Raw genomic sequence first — 16,643 nt, 5'->3', positions numbered from 1 at the left:
ACTCACGGGAATCACCTCGGCTGTGAGGGGGCTGCTGTATTCACCGCGCTGCCTGGTGTTGCAGGTGCGGTAATCTGTTCAATCGCCGCCGGATCGCTGATCTGGACGGCATCACTTTCTGCGTTCTCTTTTTCAATTGCCGCTTCGGTGTCGTGGTTCAACACCAGCAGGCTAATGCGGCGGTTCACTGCATCATTCCCGCCACGATTTTTCAGGCTCATGGTGTCGGCCATGCCTAACACCCGTAAAATCTTGCCACTGTCCAGACCGCCAATAACCAGTTCACGGCGTGAGGCGTTCGCACGGTCAGCCGACAGTTCCCAGTTGCTGTAGCCTTTATCACCGCTGGCATACTGAAAATCGTCGGTATGTCCGGCCAGGCTGATGCGGTTCGGAATGTCATTAAGGATGGGCGCTATTGCACGCAGGATATCGCGCATATAAGGCTCCACCTCGGCCCGACCGGTTTTAAACATCGGGCGATTCTGACTGTCGATAATCTGAATACGCAGCCCCTCTTCCACCATGTTGATGATCAGATGCGGGCGCAGCGTTTTAAGGCGCGGATCCGCTTCGATCAGCTGGTCGAGCTTTTCACGTAAACGGTTGAGACGAATCTCATCCAGCTTGCGTTTCTGGGCATCCATATCGACAACTTTATTAACTTCGCCAATCTTTTTGGTCGGATCGTCACCGCCGCCAGGGATTGGACTGGTACTGTCGCTGCTGCGTTGACCACCGGTAATCGCAATTTTAAGGGGTGTTTTAAAGTAGTCTGCAATCTGCACCAGCTCCTGCGGGTTGGCGATAGAGAGCAGCCACATCACCATAAAAAAGGCCATCATCGCCGTCATAAAGTCGGCGTAGGCAATCTTCCACGATCCGTGGCTGCCTTCATGGCCTTTATGTTTGCGCTTTTTGATCAGCACAATTGGGCGATTGCCGTGTTTCATGAAGCCTCGTCTGACGTCTGTTTAGCCGGGTTCTTGGCGTTACGCACGTGCTCTTCCAGTTCGCTGAACGATGGGCGCTCGGCGGAATAAAGCGTCTTGCGACCAAACTCCACCGCGATTTGCGGCGCATAACCATTCAGGCTCGACAGCAATGTCACTTTAATGCACTGCATCATCTTGGTGGTTTCCGCACACTTCTGGCGCAATACTGACGACAGCGGGGAGACAAACCCGTACGCCAGCAAAATGCCAAGGAAAGTCCCCACCATCGCATGCGCTACCAGCGCACCCAGCTCAGCGGCCGGACGGTCAGCAGAAGCCAGTGCGTGAACCACGCCCATTACTGCTGCGACGATACCGAATGCAGGAAGACCATCACCTACTGCAGCAATACTTTGCGCTGGTACGTCACACTCATGTTCGTAGGTCTCTATCTCTTCATCCATCAACGCTTCGATTTCAAAGGCGTTCATGTTGCCGCTCACCATCAGACGTAAATAGTCAGTGATAAAATCGACTAACTGTTTATCGGCAAGAATACGAGGATAATTAGCAAAAATTTCACTCTGGCTCGGATCTTCAATATCCCGTTCCAGCGACAGCATCCCCTGCTGGCGCGACTTCGCCATCAGGCGATAAAGCAGCGCCATTAAATCCATGTAAACGGCTTTATTGTATTTGGAGCCGCGAAATAATTTAGGCAGCGCTTTCAGCGTTTTTTTAATCGACTTGCCATTGTTGCCGACTAAAAAAGCACCCGCACCGGCACCGCCGATCATTAATAATTCAGCAGGCTGATAAAGCGCGCCCAGATGGCCACCTACCAGCGCATATCCGCCCAACACGGAGCCTAAAACAATCAGGTAACCTATAATTATCAGCACAAAAAATCCTTACGTCCGTAACGTGTTGGTGGAAGTTAAGCCAGAGAGCTGCAGGTGCTATTCCTGAACCGCAAGCAAAAAAAAAGCAGCGGTATTAACCGCTGCTGGATGGCTTCCACAATGCGAACAAATTTAAACGGCGTGTTTAACCTGTTCATCCAGCAGTTGTGGAAACATATCGGCAGGTTCTGCAGAAAGTTTACGTCTTTTTACGGCACGTGATGGCGGCTGGCACAGGCTGCAGGTAAAGCTGCCAACCGGCTGATGCGCATGGTTAATAAAGCTGCCGCTGCAGCTCTTACAATCCGCCAGTTCCAGCATACCGCTATCAACAAATCGGACCAGGGTCCAGGCACGAGTCAGCGCCAACAGAGGGCCCTCGTCCGATTGAGGACACTGTTCAAGATACAGGCGGTAAGCTTTAATCACGGCATCTACGCCGCTGCACAGGCCAGTTTTCAGTAAAAACTTCCAGGCATTACAGAACATCGAAGCATGGATGTTCTGCTCCCACGTCATAAACCAGTCCGTGGAGAACGGCAGCATGCCTTTCGGTGGCGGACTGCCACGTAATTCTTTATAGAGCTTGATCAGACGACCACGACTGAGCTGGGTTTCACTCTCTAACATCTGTAAGCGTGCACCCAGTGTGATCAACTCCATTGCGAGCTGAATATCACGTGCTTCCTGAACAATACTTTTCTCACTCATGACATTGCTCTCTTTTTAGCTGGCGCATCATCTTTAGACGCATTACGCAGTAAACGGCTGGATAATAAAATTCCTGTATGGATTTGTTGTAAATCATCCACGCGAGATTCCTGCGTCAGCCGACTAATGCTGCTGCTGTCGGTAAAACGAAACTGACAAACCAGTTGATTGGTTTCTGCCATTTTTACCATTTCAGGCAATGTTAATTCAGATAATGCGTTCGCCATTTTTTCGTCAATGCCGAGGCGAAACATCGCTGAGGCTTTATCCTGGTTAATTAAGCGCTGTGCCAGCAGTAAATAAGACAAGTTGAGATCGTAAATATGTTTCAGTACTTCAGAGGTGCCCATTATTTTTCCATCCTGAGAGATGCGACGTAACTGTATCGCAGAGAAAACTCTGCGGTTCGAGCTGCTGTTTGTTAAATCAAAAGATGGCAAAAAAAACTTCACATATAATTAATGTCACCGTTTTCGCCTTCTGTTTTTTGTGGGTTTCAGACCCACCGAAGGTCGAAAATCCATGCCATTCTATTTTCGAGTTCTGGACATCTTCCGTGACATCTTCTTACGTTTTTTAGGACTAATCCGAAAACAAGGCAAATCTATATCGTCTGATTTCGACATACAACGACAGTGACGCGTAATTTTAGATAAAGTGTGACGCAGGTCACACTTTTAAGGCAAATTTCTTCAGCAACCCTTTACGATCTCTTACCGACTGGTCATTTTTCGCTCAAAAAAGAGCAATTTTAAGTCCAATTGGTCCTGAGAAAGGTTTAATAGGGGGTAAAATCATCGCTATTCGACGCTTTGAGCAGTCAGGAATGAATATGGGGTGTTAATCGTTTTAACACCCTATTTAGAACCAGCCAAACACGCGTTATCAGAAGATTGTGCTGGCAGGCGATGCGCGTAATTGCTGTTAAATTAGTTACTTAACGGGAGTATCGCAGCAGGTAAGTAATGAAACCGTTAAGGTTTATACGGCAGTACGCGAATTTTCTGACAACGGGTGTTAACAGTTGCAGAGATGTGTCCGGGCTGAGATATCCGATGTAACAAGGGGTTACATAAGAATGTCGAATGAATTAACGAGGAGTTATAGGTTGGCACTAACACTATCGGCAGCCTGCCGGAAAACTTGAGTAAAGAAGGTAAATAAAGCGGCAGGGGCCGTGCTGAAGGGGTTTGGGACATGGTGGGCGTTGCAGGAATTGCGGAGATTGCAGGAATCGCGCCACTCTGCGTACTCTCGGCAGGCACTATCGCATGCTTACCACATAGGGTCCATAACAGATGCGGAGCGGCTTTTCTGTGAGCGGTACCAAAAAAAAGCAGCGAAACCCTGACTCAGGTATCACTGCTTTTATCATCTTAACCTGGACTCAGATCAAGCCAGTTTTGGGAAGGTTGCAACCTTGTTGGCCGTGTTATGGTCAACGCTACGTGGGTCGATGCGTTCCAGGTCTTTCAGGAAGCTTTCACGCCATGCGGTAATATCATTCTTACGCAATACCGCCATCATGTCGTTGTAGCGTGAAATCCTTTCGGTACGCGGCATGGTAATCGCCTTGTCCAGTGCGGCGGCCACTTCATCACGGTCATAAGGATTGACTATCAGCGCTGAGGTCAGCTCATTTGCTGCCCCGGCAAAGCGCGACAGCACCAGTACGCCTGGATCGTCCGGGTCCTGCGCAGCAACATACTCTTTGGCCACCAGGTTCATCCCATCACGCAGCGGCGTCACCAGACCGACATCGGTGAGGCGGAAGATCTTCATCAGCAGGCGACGGTCGAAATGCTGGTTAAGATAGTAGAGCGGGGTCCAGCCCAGCGTTCCGTACTTACCGTTGATGCGCCCTGCTTCGGTCTCCAGCTGATGACGGATATCCTGGTACGCCTGCACATCGCCACGCGAAGTTGGGGCGATCTGCGAATAGCGGATCTTGCCGCGATGCTCCGGGAAGTTTTCCAGCAGCGCTTCATAAGCCAGGAAACGCTCCGGAAGACCTTTGGAATAGTCGAGACGTTCGCAGGCAATGATGTTGCGCGCATCGCCAAGCTCTTTCTTCATGGCAGCCATTTTCGGCGGCAGCGGTCCTTCGGCCATCTCTTTAATGCTGTCTGGCTCAATCCCGATCGGATACACCTCCGTCATAAAGGTGTTGCCAAAGGCACGATGCTTTTTGTCGCCCTTATTCTGTAACTGCGTGAGCTGGCTGACGCTGTCAAGGAATGCCACCCGATCGGATTCGGTCTGGAAGCCCAGCAGGTCATACTCACACAGCATTTCCAGCAGCTCTTTGTGTGGTGGCAGCGCGTTAAAGATTTCAGGCGTCGGGAACGGAATATGCAGGAAGAAACCGATGCGGTTATTGATGCCTGCGCGACGCAGTGCGGCGGCAAACGGTAAAAAGTGATAATCGTGGATCCAGACAATATCATCAGGCTTGATCAGCGGTTTTAAACGCTGCGCCACCGAATCATTGACGTCGCAATACCCTTCCCACGCTTCACGCTGGAACTGCACCAGGTCGAGGCGATAATGGAAGGCAGGCCAGATCACTGTATTGGAGAACTGACAATAATAGAGATCGTAATCGTTTTGGCTCAGCGGGAACGAGGCATATTCGATACCTTCATGTTCCTGAACCTTGACGTCCTCTACCTCCTCGCCAGTGAACTCGCTGATTTCACCGTTCCAGCCAAACCACATTCCACCGGTGCTTTTCAGAGCATCGAGAATGCCTACGGCCAGGCCGCCAGCACTGGTTTTAGACCCATCTGGCATGGCGACACGGTTAGAAACAACCACTAAACGACTCATAACCTAAACTCCTTACCGACGTTGTCTTGCTCTAATAGTAATAATGTTTTTTCCAGCCAGCCGTAAACCGCATCGACATCACTTAGCCGATAATCGGCCTGGCTGAACCCTTCGCCGACTTTGACAGAAACGCCCTGTCGTTCGTTGACGGCCAGAAAGCCCTTCTCATCAGTGAGATCGTCGCCAATAAAGACCGGCGTACGTCCGGCAAAAGGGGACTGCTGCATAAAGTCGCCTATTGCGGCGCCTTTATCGATACCTGCTGGTTTGATTTCTACCACACATTTTCCCGGCTGAAGCGCCAGTCCCGGGAAACGCTTTACTGACTGTTCGGCCAGTCGCATGACATCCTGCTCATGCTGCATCGCCTGACGATAATGAAGCGCAAAGGCCATGCCTTTGATCTCCAGTTGAGTGCCTGGCCACGCGGCCATGGCCGCCTGCAGTTCGGTTCTGAGCGGTTGCTCAACCTCAGCGGGCAGGCTGATGCGATGCAGATTACCCTCGGCATCACGGCGTTCAGCACCATGCACACCCGCGGCCGGGCCGTGCAGAGGCGCGGCCAGCGCATCAAGTTGTTCTATGGGTCTGCCAGAAACCAGCGCAAGTGCACCCTGTGAGAGTGCAGACAGTCGCTGCAGTTGCGCAATGACCTGCTCAGGAATAAATACCGCTTCGGGACGGGACTGTATCGCTGCCAGCGTGCCGTCGACATCAAAAAAGAAGGCGTATTGCCCGCTGCTTAATGTCGGGTACCTGGCATGGGTATCTGCCGCTTGAGTCACGTTACTTCTCCTGAAAATCGAATTTTAATAAAACATTGAGTTAAAACAAGAATGTCCTGACGCAGTCAGGTCAGCAAGCGGGAAATTCTGATAAAACGGTGATTGAGGGATAAAACGCGGTGATTGAATAGGTCACACTCCTCAAACTTGCAAGCGCATTGCTGACAATACTGGCTAACTGAGAACATCTTCACATTAAGTGTAGTCATTAACAGGGGTTATGCCAGAAATATGCAGTTTTCATGCCAGCCGCTGCGGTTAAGACAGCATAACAGCGCACTGCACATCTGTTTTTTTTAGCTTTACGGGCCTTCGCCGATCCACTGTTCGCTGCGGCCGTTGTTGTATCGCTGCCTCACCAGCCAGCCAGATTCAAACCTTAAGTTTCTTAAGGTATTCCTAATATTGAAAGTGCATTCTCGTGACACTTTTATTACTTTGGTTCCTGCTCACATGGCGTTAACCCTTAAAAGGCCGCTAATCAGCCGCCTTACGTTGTTGATTCTGGCTGCGGTTTACATCGCGATTTTCCTTAATATTGCCTATTACCGTCAGGTGCTGACGATAATGCCGCTGAACGACCTGCATACCACGCTGGTGTTTTTATCAATGCCGCTGGTCGCCTTTAGCGTCATTAATATCGTGATTACACTGGCCTCGTTTATCTGGCTGGATCGCCTGCTGGCCGTGCTGTTTATTCTGCTCTCCGCGTCGGCACAATATTTTATTCAGACCTATAACATCGTGGTCGATCGCTCGATGATCACCAACATGATGGACACCACGGCTTCGGAATCTTTTGCGCTGATCACGCCAAAGCTGCTCGTGACCCTGCTTAGCTCAGGGGTGCTGATGGCGTTGCTGGTGTTCTGGCCGCGAATCAAAAAGCAGCGGTGGCGCGGCGTGCTGGCGCGACTGCTCAGCGTGCTGCTCTCAGCCGCACTGATCGTGCTGGTCGCCCTGCTCTTCTATAAAGATTACGCCTCGCTATTTCGCAACAACCGCGAGCTGGTTAAAGCGCTTAGTCCTTCTAACAGCATTGCGGCGACGCTCTCCTGGTATAAACACGAGCAGCTGCAGAACGCGCCGCTGATTCGTATCGGTGAAGATGCCCACCTGCAGCCCAGCCGCAGCAGCGGCAAGCCGAATCTGACGATTCTGGTGCTGGGTGAAACCTCACGCGCGCAAAACTTCTCGCTGGGCGGTTATGGCCGTCTGACCAATCCCTTACTGGCGAAAGATGATGTGATCTATTTCCCGCACACCACCTCGTGCGGCACCGCTACGGCGGTTTCCGTGCCCTGCATGTTCTCTAATATGCCGCGCGCACATTATGATGATGTGCTGGCCGCGCACCAGGAAGGATTGCTCGATGTCATTCAGCGTGCCGGGATCAGCGTGTTGTGGAATGAGAACGATGGCGGCTGTAAAGGTGCCTGCGATCGTGTTCCACATCAGGATATGACCAGCCTGAACCTGCCTGGCATGTGCATTGAGGGTGAGTGTTATGACGACGTGCTGTTCCACGGTCTGGATGAATACATCAGTCAGTTAAAAGGCAATGCGGTGATCGTGCTGCACACCATTGGCAGTCATGGTCCGACTTACAGCCATCGCTATCCGCCGCAGTTCCGTCAGTTTGAACCGACCTGTGATACCAATCAGATACAGGACTGTTCGCAGCAACAGCTGATCAATACTTATGACAATACGCTGGTCAATGTGGATCATATTGTCGATAAAGCCATTAATGTACTGCGTGCGCATCAGGATCGCTTCACCACCAGCCTGGTCTATCTGTCAGACCATGGCGAATCGCTGGGTGAAAATGGGGCTTACCTGCATGGCCTGCCCTATGCTATTGCACCGGACACCCAGAAACATGTGCCGCTTCTGATCTGGCTTTCCGATGATTATCAGAAACGCTATGCCGTTAATCGCGGTTGCCTGAATAAACTGGCGGCGACAGACGAATTTTCACAGGATAATCTGTTTTCAACCATGCTGGGATTAACCGGCACCGCGACTCACGAATATGTGCCAGCGGATGATATTTTGACGTCGTGTCGGAGCCAACCTTAATGAAGATACTGATTGTTGAAGATGATGCTCTGCTGTTGCAGGGTCTGATACTGGCGCTGGAAGGTGAAGGCTATGTCTGTGATGGCGTGACGCGCGTGCGGGACGCTGAAGCGCACTTCGCCAGCGGCCTCTATAGTCTGGTGGTGCTGGACCTTGGCCTGCCGGACGAAGATGGCCTGCATTTTCTGATACGACTGCGTCGCCAGAAGAAGATGACACCCGTGCTGATTCTGACCGCGCGCGACACCATCAACGAGCGGATTGCCGGACTCGACGCGGGTGCTGACGACTATCTGATTAAACCGTTTTCGCTGGATGAGCTGCTGGCGCGTATCCGCGCATTGATCCGCCGCCATGTTAATCAGGGCGACAGTCATGTCAGAGTGGGTGCGCTGGCACTGGATATGACCCATCGCCAGATTATGCTTAATGACGTGCTGCTGGATCTGACACCTAAAGAGTTTGCGATTCTGTCACGGCTGATGCTCAAGGCTGGAAATCCGGTGCACCGTGAAATTCTCTACCAGGATATTTACAACTGGGAGACCGAGCCTTCTACTAATACGCTGGAAGTACATATCCATAATCTGCGTGACAAAATTGGTAAAAGCGCGATTCGCACCGTGCGTGGCTTCGGTTATGCGCTGGTAACGCAGGATGGCGTTCGTGAGGCAACATGATAAGAGGTTTCGATCACCGTAGTATGCGCTTTCGCCTCATTCTGGCTATCGGCCTGATTCTGCTGGTCTTTCAGATCATCAGCGTGATCTGGTTATGGCATGAGAGTAAAGAGCAGATTCAGTTTCTGGTGGAAGCGCAGTTGCAGAAACGTAACATGGACAGTCACGTTAAACGTGAAATTCATGAAGCGGTAGCCAGCCTGGCGGTGCCTAGTCTGGTCATGATTACTCTGACGCTGTTGCTTTGCTATCAGGCGGTAAAATGGATTACCCGGCCGCTTTATCAGTTACAGCGTGAACTGGAGAGTCGCAGCGAAGAAAATCTCGAGCCTGTCGCCTGTTACAGTCAGGTCCATGAGATCGATGCCGTGACCCAGGCGATCAATCAGCTGGTCGCGCGTCTGAACAGCAGCCTCGAGCGCGAGCGGCTGTTCACTGCTGATGTGGCGCATGAGTTGCGTACGCCGCTGGCGGGATTACGTCTGCATCTGGAATTAATTGAGCGTAATAGCGATGTCAAAGTTCAGCCGCTGGTGCAGCGCCTGGATCAAATGACACACAGCGTGTCGCAGTTGCTGAATCTGGCGCGTGCCGGGCAGTCGTTTACCTCTGGTACCTATCAGAACGTCGGGCTGATCGAAGATGTGATCCTGCCGATGGAGGCGGAGCTGAGTATCATGCTGGAGGCGCATCAGCAGACGCTGTTGCTTGATTTGCCGCAGGAGCAGTTTGTGCGCGGTGATGCCACGCTGCTGAAGATGTTGTTGCGTAATCTGGTAGAGAATGCTCATCGCTACAGCCCTGATAACAGCACGATCAGTGTGCAGCTGCTCTCTGCTCCCGACCTGATGTTGGTGGTGGAAGATGAGGGACCCGGTATCGATGAGAGTAAAAGTGGCGAGCTGAGTAAGGCATTTATCCGCATGGACAGTCGTTACGGCGGTATCGGACTTGGGCTGAGCATTGTCAGCCGTATCGTCCAGCTACACCGGTTTCAGTTTTTCCTGGGGAATCGTCGCGACCGAAGCGGGTGTCGGGCCGTCGTTAAATTTTAAGCAGTAAACCAGGCTGACAGGAAAAGAACAACGGTGGCTGCGGCAATCAGCAATGCAGCATATTCACTCATCGGATGTGAAGCAGTAACAGGAAGAGAGACAGGTACAGTTTTCATAATATTATCCTCACTTAGAGCGGGCAGTATCGCGACTGCATATTAAGGAAACCTTAAGGTCGCGATACTGCAGTAAAATGTCACCGCTCTTCCCTCCGCTATCAACCTCGCATTTCTGACCATTGAGGCTCCTGCTCTATGCGCCGGGTGCTCTACACTTAATGGCACCCTTACGCTAAAGGAGTTATGTCATGAGCCAACGCATGCACAAATATGCTTTCCCGGTCAGTAAAGCCCGTAAATATCTTGAACCCGGGCCGGTGCTGCTGCTCAGTTCACAGTACAAAGATCACCATGACATCATGACACTTGGCTGGCACACGGTGATGGAGTTCTCGCCCTCCCTGGTCGGCTGCGTGATTGTCGGCATGAATCACAGCCATGAGCTGATTCGGAATAGCGGTCAATGCGTGCTGAATATCCCTTCGGCCTCACTGATTGATGAAGTTGTAGGGATTGGCAACAGCCACGGAGACCAGCTGGATAAGTTCGAGGCTTTTGGCCTCACGCCTGAACCGGCTCAGGTCGTGGGCGCGCCGATGATTGCCGAATGCTTTGCCAGCTTTGAGTGTCAGCTCTATGACGATTCGATGGTCGCTAACTACAACCTGTTTATTTTTGAGATCGTGAAAGCCCATGTTGCTGAGCAGCCGGAATATCCCACGACTCTGCACTATACCGGCGAGGGCCGGTTCAGCGTGATGAGCGAGAAAATAGTGGACAGGAGCAGAGATTTTAAACCGGAGATGCTGATCTAGTTGAAAGCGGTCTGTCGCGCCCCCATTCACTTCTTTCGACCTGACAGGAGTAAATTATTATGGCTATCGAATATGCAGTTATCGCCGGCGGCTGTTTCTGGTGTACCGAAGCGGTGTTTAAAGATGTGATCGGCGTAGAGTCGGTTGAAAGTGGCTATACCGGTGGTGCCCGTCCTAATCCGACTTATGAGCAGGTCTGCAGTGGTGCAACCGGTCATGCAGAAGCCATCCGCATTGGCTTTGACCCGGAGAAAGTGACCTACGGCGATCTTCTGGATATCAGCTTTGTGACGCATGATCCGACCCAGCTTAACCGTCAGGGCAATGATATCGGCACCCAGTATCGCTCGGCGATCTTCCCGGCCAACGCAGAACAGGAAGCAGAAGCGCGCGCCGCCATTGCCCGTGCTCAGGCTGACCATGATGTGCCGGTGGTAACCACCATTGAGCCGCTGAAAGAGTGGTACCCTGCCGAGGCCTATCATCAGGATTACTGGGAAGGCGCGGGCCAGCGCAACGGCTACTGCATGGCGGTAATCCCACCGAAGCTGCAGAAACTGCGCAAAAGTTTCGCGAATCGGGTGAAGAGCTGATTTAGCCTTTAACGAAGCAAAATATGCGACATAAATCCCCGGTTTTATGTCGCAGTAAATCGATTCGTTCAGAGCTTAAGCGAATAGATCAAAAGAGAAAAATAGTGCTTGACCCTTTTCAGCCGACTCCCTATAGTACCGCCCCGTTGACCCAGCGCGGTCGGCGAAGTAAATGTGGTGAGGTGTCCGAGTGGCTGAAGGAGCACGCCTGGAAAGTGTGTATACGGCAACGTATCGGGGGTTCGAATCCCCCTCTCACCGCCACATTCTGAAGAAGAGCCTGAACGTTTGTTCAGGCTTTTTTTTTGCATATTGCACTGAGAGAGGGGTATGAGAACCCCCGCCGGGGTTCGACAACGGGCCATGCCCGCTGGACAGCGGAGCCTGCGACGCTGCCCGAAGTGTGAGCGCAGCGAATCAATCCCCCTCTCACCGCCACATTCTGAAGAAGAGCCTGAACGTTTGTTCAGGCTTTTTTTTGCATATTGCACTGAGAGAGGGGTATGAGAACCCCCGCCGGGGTTCGACAACGGGCCATGCCCGCTGGACAGCGGAGCCTGCGACGCTGCCCGAAGGGTGAGCGCAGCGAATCAATCCTCCTCTCACCGCCACATTCTGAAGAAGAGCCTGAATGACGGTTATTGTGAGAGCCGCACACCTTTAAATGCACAGTCACAGCCTTAAATTAACGCATGGCAGACACAAGTCCTGGCGCCTGCCACCAGCATCACACCGCCACAGCCTGCGGCGCCACTGAATCCCGGCTTACCAGCGTTCCCTGATGAGAAGACGGGACGCTCTCATCGGGATGCAATAAAATCTTAATCGCATCCTGTATCATTTCATCAATAGGCACACGAACAGTCGTTAGAGAGGGTGTGTAATACTTTCCAATCACTGAGTCATCAAACCCGGCAAGTGAAATATCGCCAGGTATAGTTTTACCCGCGTCCTGAAACGCTTTTGCCACACCAATGGCCATGTCGTCATTGGCCGCCAGCACGCAGGTGAACGGAATATTGCGCGCTAATAGCTGGAGTCCGGCGTCGTATCCACTCTCCGTGCTCCAGCTACCCTGCACCACTAATTGCGGATCCGGCTCGATCCCCGCGTTCAGTAGTGCATTACGATAGCCCTGTAAACGACGCTCACCTGTCGGTGAATCATTGCATCCCGATATAAACGCAATCCGGGTATGCCCATGCGCCAACAGATGCGCCATCATCTCTTCACTACTGCGCTGATGGTCGGTGAACACACAGTGGCGTCGATTTCTGATGAGTTCACGATTAATGACCACTATCGGCGTCTGAATTTTATCGACAATATCATCCAGCTCACTGACTGAAAGATACTTGGGGTAAAGCATAATCGCTTCGCAACGGAGCTCAATAAGTAAGTCAATCGCATTGCGCTCGTCCTGAGCACTGTGTTTACCGTCCGCGAGCACCAGCTGACGGTTTTGTTTCTCGCTGAGCGTTGCCGCCTGATAAACCAGGCTTGAAAAAAACGGCCCGTTGTACAATCCGTTAGTGATAACCAGCCCAATCGAATGCGTTTTATTAGTAGAAAGGTTTCGTGCCAGCAGATTAGGTCGATAACCCGTATCAGCTACAGCCTGCATAATTCTGGCTTTCACCTCTTCGCGCACAAAAACCTTGCCACTTAACGCACGCGATACGGTGGCTTTTGATACACCAGCCACCCTGGCGATGTCCTGTATTGTGACCATTAAGGAACCTCAATCATTGGATGGCTTAAACCACCCAGGCTGAACCAGGCTGTAAAGTGAGATACACATTAATCGTATCGACTAAAACCTGGGTCATTTAACCTGTGCGCGCCCAGCCCCCTCTCTTTGTGTCATAGACATCAGCGGCATCCCTGGCCCGATGGGACCCTGAGACTGATATTCTGTTAAAATAAAGTCTTCGCTATTCACCACCAGGACGGGTGTTGTCAGGTCATAGCCTTCACGTTCAATGCAGTCTTTGTCGAATTCAAGAAGTGGCGTACCTGCTTTAACCACATCCCCCTCTTTTACCAACGGTCGGAAATATTGCCCCTGCAACTCGACCGTATTTAATCCAACATGGATCAGCAATTCGGCGCCATTATCACACAATAACCCGATGGCATGATGGGAAGCGATCAAGGATTCCACCCTCGCATTACAGGGTGCCACCACTTTTCCCGCGGCCGGCTTAATGGCGATACCGTCACCCATCACCTTACCGGCAAAGACCTCATCAGTAACACTTTCCAGCGCGAGGACCTCTCCTTTTAACGGGCTAAGAATATCAATCGCCTGACCACTCGCCGCTGTGGATGTTGCCTGCGGGGTGGATGCCAGAGGCGCAGACTCTTCTTCATCGATGGGATCGTCGAAGCCTACAAACTGCACCATCAAAATAGTCAGCACTATTGTCGTACCCGCACCTGCAAGCTCACCAATAAACGACATCGGCGCATCAGGACTGATGGCATTAACCAGCGTAAACAGACCCGGCAGTGCAGCATACGCGTAGTAAAGGCTACCGAACAGGCTGGCAACAACGGCACCAATTGCCCCGCCAATACAGCCACAGATAAAGGGTTTTTTAAAGCGCAATGTCACGCCATAAATCGCCGGCTCAGTGATGCCAAAAATAGCGGTGACGCCGGCAGAGAGCGAAGTTGCTTTTAACTGCGCGTTGCGGGTTTTCAGAAAGACACCTAACACTGCCGCCATCTGACCGATAACCGCGATAGTCTGATAAGCCTGGAAGGAGTCATGACCCTGCGTATCGAAGTTCGCCATAATGACGGGCGTAATACCCCAATGAACGCCAAAAATAACGATTATCTGCCAGATGCCTCCAATTACCGCGGCGGCCAGCATGGGCGCAGCATGGAACAATGCGTTATAGCCATTTGCTACCGCCAAAGCCGCCCATGTGGTAATCGGACCAATAACGATCAGAGTCAGCGGCACAATCACCACAAAGCAGATTAATGGGGTAAAAAGCGGACTGATGACCTCTGGTAACCACCTGACTACACGATGTTCAAGCCAGGAGAGTGCCCAAACCAGAAACAAGGGAGGTAAAACTGAAGAGGTATAAACTGTTTCAGAAAGCGGGAAGAAAAGGAAATTGATGCTTTCTCCCCCGGCAATGCGCGCTGCCAGCGAAGTCCAGTCCGGACTAATTAACGCACAACAACACAGGACAGCAATAAACGGGTTACATTTAAAATGCCGTGCGGCCGTAATCGCGATAAATACGGGCAAAAAAGCAAACGGCGTCCAGGACATGAAGTTGAGTACAGCAAATGTACCGGTTGTTTTAATATCAACATTAATCAAACCCAGAACAATCAGCAGTCCCTGAAGGATACCTGCCGCTGCAAGAATATAAACAATAGGCGCAAATACCGCCGACATCGTGGCAATGACCGCATCCAGTTTGCGTGTTTTTCCCAGCTGTTTCGGTGTTCCTGTCTCTTTAACCAGGCCGGACATTGCATTAAACACATCGGCGACATGGGTACCGATCACAACCTGAAACTGCCCGCCACTCTCAACTACGGCAATGACACCTGACAGACGTTGCACGTTACGCTTCGCCTCAGCGGGCGTTTTAACAAGCACCAGCCTTAAACGCGTGGCGCAGCGGGTAAAACTTTGGATATTCTCTTGCCCACCAACTTCATGAAGAATATCGCTTGCTAACTTATTGTAATCCCTGATGCCTGTCATATTTTTTCCCTTTCATTGTCACTGACTACACCGTCTGAAAAAGTGAAAATATTTGCATGGCAATCTGGAAACCTGCCATGCAACCGGTTTCACGGTATCCTGCGAGATATTTCATGCAACCGGTTTCATGGGAAAATGAGAGTGAAATCACTTATTAGATGAGAATGAATTCTGTTGAGGGATTGCCTGAAAAGAAAACCCGGCCGAAGCCGGGTTTGGGCGCTACACTTCTACTCAATCAAACGCTAGCTATACGCGTGCAGGGTGCGCTGACACAGCGCAGAACGCACACAATCCTCTTTGCCAAAGCGCACAATGCCAACCATCTCGTCCTCTTCAAAACGCGCCAGCGCGTCCGCGAGACCGGAAGGCACCCCAGCGGGCAAGTCGCACTGGGTAATATCGCCGTTAACAATGACTGTGACGTTTTCGCCCAGTCGGGTCAGGAACATTTTCATCTGCGCGGCGGTCACGTTCTGCGCCTCATCCAGAATCACCACAGCATTTTCAAAGGTGCGGCCTCGCATGTAGGCGAAAGGCGCAATCTCTACCTTGGCAATTTCCGGACGCAGACAATATTGCATAAATGATGCGCCAAGACGTTTAACCAGAATGTCATAAACCGGGCGGAAATAAGGGGCGAATTTCTCAGAAATATCACCGGGCAGGAAACCCAGATCCTCATCAGCCTGTAGTACCGGGCGCGTAACGATAATCCTGTCGATATCCTTATTAATCAGGGCCTCAGCTGCTTTCGCAGCACTGATCCAGGTTTTACCGCATCCGGCTTCACCGGTTGCGAAGATCAGCTGTTTCGTTCCTATGGCATTAAGATAGTGCGCCTGAGCTTCATTACGGGCCTCAATCGGTAACCGGTCACGCGTATCACGCGCCATGCCAATTGCATCCAGTCCGCTCATATGCACCAGCGAAGTGACCGACTCTTCTTCGCGCTGACGATGACTTCGAGAGTCACTGCGAAGCACTCTTCTTGCTTCACGACGCGCTTTGATCACTGCTTTCTGTCTTCCCATAGTGGCACCTTTCAGTTGGTTTCATTTCCCGCGCGAGGTCGTTGACCCGTTGCGATTACGTGAACGCTTTAGAGGTTTCAGTTGGCTTCCTTTAGAGCCATGACAGGACAGGATAATGGGTATGCAGCAACACAATGACGTGGCTGAACACCGGATAAAACAGGATGCGATAAGACAAAAGAAATGGTTGAAGGAAGGGAGAAATAACGAGGCAGAATTGCCCTCGCGGTCAGGCGCAATTTATTTAGTGACAGTGACTTTCCATTAAAGACTCGACCCATTCGCGAACTCCAGTGTGATACATCAACACATACGATTACGCCTGTTTAATAAATTGCACCATTTTGTTGGGCCTTTGCAACAGTAATTTTACCTGCTGGCAAAGGAATTGCTAATCGCGGGTAAGTATTTCTTTTAAGGCAAA

The 16,643-nt window shown here is 51.3% G+C and carries 14 protein-coding genes and 1 tRNA gene; 6 read left to right on the top strand and 9 right to left on the bottom strand.

Going from position 1 to position 16,643, the window contains the following annotated elements:
• Positions 1–11 precede the first annotated feature (11 nt).
• The 6 genes from motB to otsB form a co-directional block, all read right to left on the bottom strand.
• Positions 12–953, bottom strand: coding sequence for a flagellar motor protein MotB (gene motB, locus IAI47_RS08295; protein WP_008925377.1), 942 nt, complete (start codon positions 951–953; stop codon positions 12–14).
• Complete coding sequence (gene motA, locus IAI47_RS08290) at positions 950–1,837, bottom strand: flagellar motor stator protein MotA (protein ID WP_003849139.1); 888 nt, start codon at positions 1,835–1,837, stop codon at positions 950–952. Before motA ends, motB begins: the two co-directional genes overlap by 4 nt.
• A 132-nt stretch (positions 1,838–1,969) precedes the next feature.
• Positions 1,970–2,548: a flagellar transcriptional regulator FlhC gene (gene flhC, locus IAI47_RS08285; protein WP_008925378.1), complete on the bottom strand. Its 579-nt coding sequence runs from the start codon at positions 2,546–2,548 to the stop codon at positions 1,970–1,972.
• A complete protein-coding gene (gene flhD / locus IAI47_RS08280) occupies positions 2,545–2,898 on the bottom strand; it encodes a flagellar transcriptional regulator FlhD (RefSeq protein ID WP_003849135.1) in 354 nt (117 codons plus the stop codon). Before flhD ends, flhC begins: the two co-directional genes overlap by 4 nt.
• A gap of 1,042 nt (positions 2,899–3,940) precedes the next feature.
• Positions 3,941–5,377 carry an alpha,alpha-trehalose-phosphate synthase gene (otsA, locus tag IAI47_RS08275; RefSeq protein ID WP_003849133.1) on the bottom strand — a complete coding sequence of 479 codons (1,437 nt, stop codon included), beginning with the start codon at positions 5,375–5,377 and terminating at the stop codon, positions 3,941–3,943.
• Entirely contained in the window at positions 5,374–6,162 is a 789-nt protein-coding gene (otsB, locus tag IAI47_RS08270) for a trehalose-phosphatase (protein WP_003849131.1), read from the bottom strand. The genes otsA and otsB overlap by 4 nt, the downstream gene beginning before the upstream one ends.
• Before the next feature lie 453 nt (positions 6,163–6,615).
• Here otsB and eptA point away from each other — a divergent pair, with 453 nt between their 5' ends.
• The 6 genes from eptA to IAI47_RS08240 all read left to right on the top strand — a co-directional run bounded on the left by eptA (position 6,616) and on the right by IAI47_RS08240 (position 11,710).
• Complete coding sequence (gene eptA / locus IAI47_RS08265) at positions 6,616–8,244, top strand: phosphoethanolamine transferase EptA (protein WP_008925379.1); 1,629 nt, start codon at positions 6,616–6,618, stop codon at positions 8,242–8,244.
• On the top strand, positions 8,244–8,924 hold the full coding sequence (pmrA, locus tag IAI47_RS08260) for a two-component system response regulator PmrA (protein ID WP_008925380.1): 681 nt from the start codon (positions 8,244–8,246) through the stop codon (positions 8,922–8,924). Before eptA ends, pmrA begins: the two co-directional genes overlap by 1 nt.
• Positions 8,921–9,979: a two-component system sensor histidine kinase PmrB gene (gene pmrB, locus IAI47_RS08255; protein WP_008925381.1), complete on the top strand. Its 1,059-nt coding sequence runs from the start codon at positions 8,921–8,923 to the stop codon at positions 9,977–9,979. Before pmrA ends, pmrB begins: the two co-directional genes overlap by 4 nt.
• 307 nt (positions 9,980–10,286) lie before the next feature.
• Positions 10,287–10,853: a flavin reductase family protein gene (locus tag IAI47_RS08250; protein ID WP_008925382.1), complete on the top strand. Its 567-nt coding sequence runs from the start codon at positions 10,287–10,289 to the stop codon at positions 10,851–10,853.
• 59 nt (positions 10,854–10,912) lie between these two features.
• Positions 10,913–11,446, top strand: a complete 534-nt coding sequence (gene msrA / locus IAI47_RS08245; RefSeq protein ID WP_003849120.1) for a peptide-methionine (S)-S-oxide reductase MsrA — start codon at positions 10,913–10,915, stop codon at positions 11,444–11,446.
• A gap of 176 nt (positions 11,447–11,622) precedes the next feature.
• Positions 11,623–11,710 (top strand) — tRNA-Ser (locus IAI47_RS08240).
• Between the two features lie 463 nt (positions 11,711–12,173).
• On the opposite strand, the gene IAI47_RS08235 is transcribed toward IAI47_RS08240, so the two are convergent.
• The 3 genes from IAI47_RS08235 to phoH all read right to left on the bottom strand — a co-directional run bounded on the left by IAI47_RS08235 (position 12,174) and on the right by phoH (position 16,219).
• Complete coding sequence (locus IAI47_RS08235; protein ID WP_008925383.1) at positions 12,174–13,178, bottom strand: LacI family DNA-binding transcriptional regulator; 1,005 nt, start codon at positions 13,176–13,178, stop codon at positions 12,174–12,176.
• Positions 13,179–13,271: 93 nt separating this feature from the next.
• Entirely contained in the window at positions 13,272–15,185 is a 1,914-nt protein-coding gene (locus IAI47_RS08230; protein WP_008925384.1) for a beta-glucoside-specific PTS transporter subunit IIABC, read from the bottom strand.
• 245 nt (positions 15,186–15,430) lie between these two features.
• Positions 15,431–16,219: a phosphate starvation-inducible protein PhoH gene (gene phoH, locus IAI47_RS08225; protein WP_003852284.1), complete on the bottom strand. Its 789-nt coding sequence runs from the start codon at positions 16,217–16,219 to the stop codon at positions 15,431–15,433.
• Positions 16,220–16,643: the final 424 nt, after the last annotated feature.

Source organism: Pantoea sp. MT58, from assembly GCF_014495885.1.
Lineage (GTDB): Bacteria > Pseudomonadota > Gammaproteobacteria > Enterobacterales > Enterobacteriaceae > Pantoea > Pantoea eucalypti.
Note: the sequence above shows the minus strand (reverse complement) of the source record. Positions and strands in the feature narration are given on the sequence as shown.

Excerpts from the sequence above, each read along its gene's own strand:
- otsA (WP_003849133.1), bottom strand. The coding sequence starts at position 5,377 with ATGAGTCGTTTAGTGGTTGTTTCTAACCGTGTCGCCATGCCAGATGGG.
- IAI47_RS08250 (WP_008925382.1), top strand. The coding sequence starts at position 10,287 with ATGAGCCAACGCATGCACAAATATGCTTTCCCGGTCAGTAAAGCCCGT.
- phoH (WP_003852284.1), bottom strand. The coding sequence starts at position 16,219 with ATGGGAAGACAGAAAGCAGTGATCAAAGCGCGTCGTGAAGCAAGAAGA.
- pmrB (WP_008925381.1), top strand. The coding sequence starts at position 8,921 with ATGATAAGAGGTTTCGATCACCGTAGTATGCGCTTTCGCCTCATTCTG.
- flhD (WP_003849135.1), bottom strand. The coding sequence starts at position 2,898 with ATGGGCACCTCTGAAGTACTGAAACATATTTACGATCTCAACTTGTCT.
- IAI47_RS08230 (WP_008925384.1), bottom strand. The coding sequence starts at position 15,185 with ATGACAGGCATCAGGGATTACAATAAGTTAGCAAGCGATATTCTTCAT.
- msrA (WP_003849120.1), top strand. The coding sequence starts at position 10,913 with ATGGCTATCGAATATGCAGTTATCGCCGGCGGCTGTTTCTGGTGTACC.
- flhC (WP_008925378.1), bottom strand. The coding sequence starts at position 2,548 with ATGAGTGAGAAAAGTATTGTTCAGGAAGCACGTGATATTCAGCTCGCA.
- motB (WP_008925377.1), bottom strand. The coding sequence starts at position 953 with ATGAAACACGGCAATCGCCCAATTGTGCTGATCAAAAAGCGCAAACAT.
- IAI47_RS08235 (WP_008925383.1), bottom strand. The coding sequence starts at position 13,178 with ATGGTCACAATACAGGACATCGCCAGGGTGGCTGGTGTATCAAAAGCC.
- pmrA (WP_008925380.1), top strand. The coding sequence starts at position 8,244 with ATGAAGATACTGATTGTTGAAGATGATGCTCTGCTGTTGCAGGGTCTG.
- eptA (WP_008925379.1), top strand. The coding sequence starts at position 6,616 with ATGGCGTTAACCCTTAAAAGGCCGCTAATCAGCCGCCTTACGTTGTTG.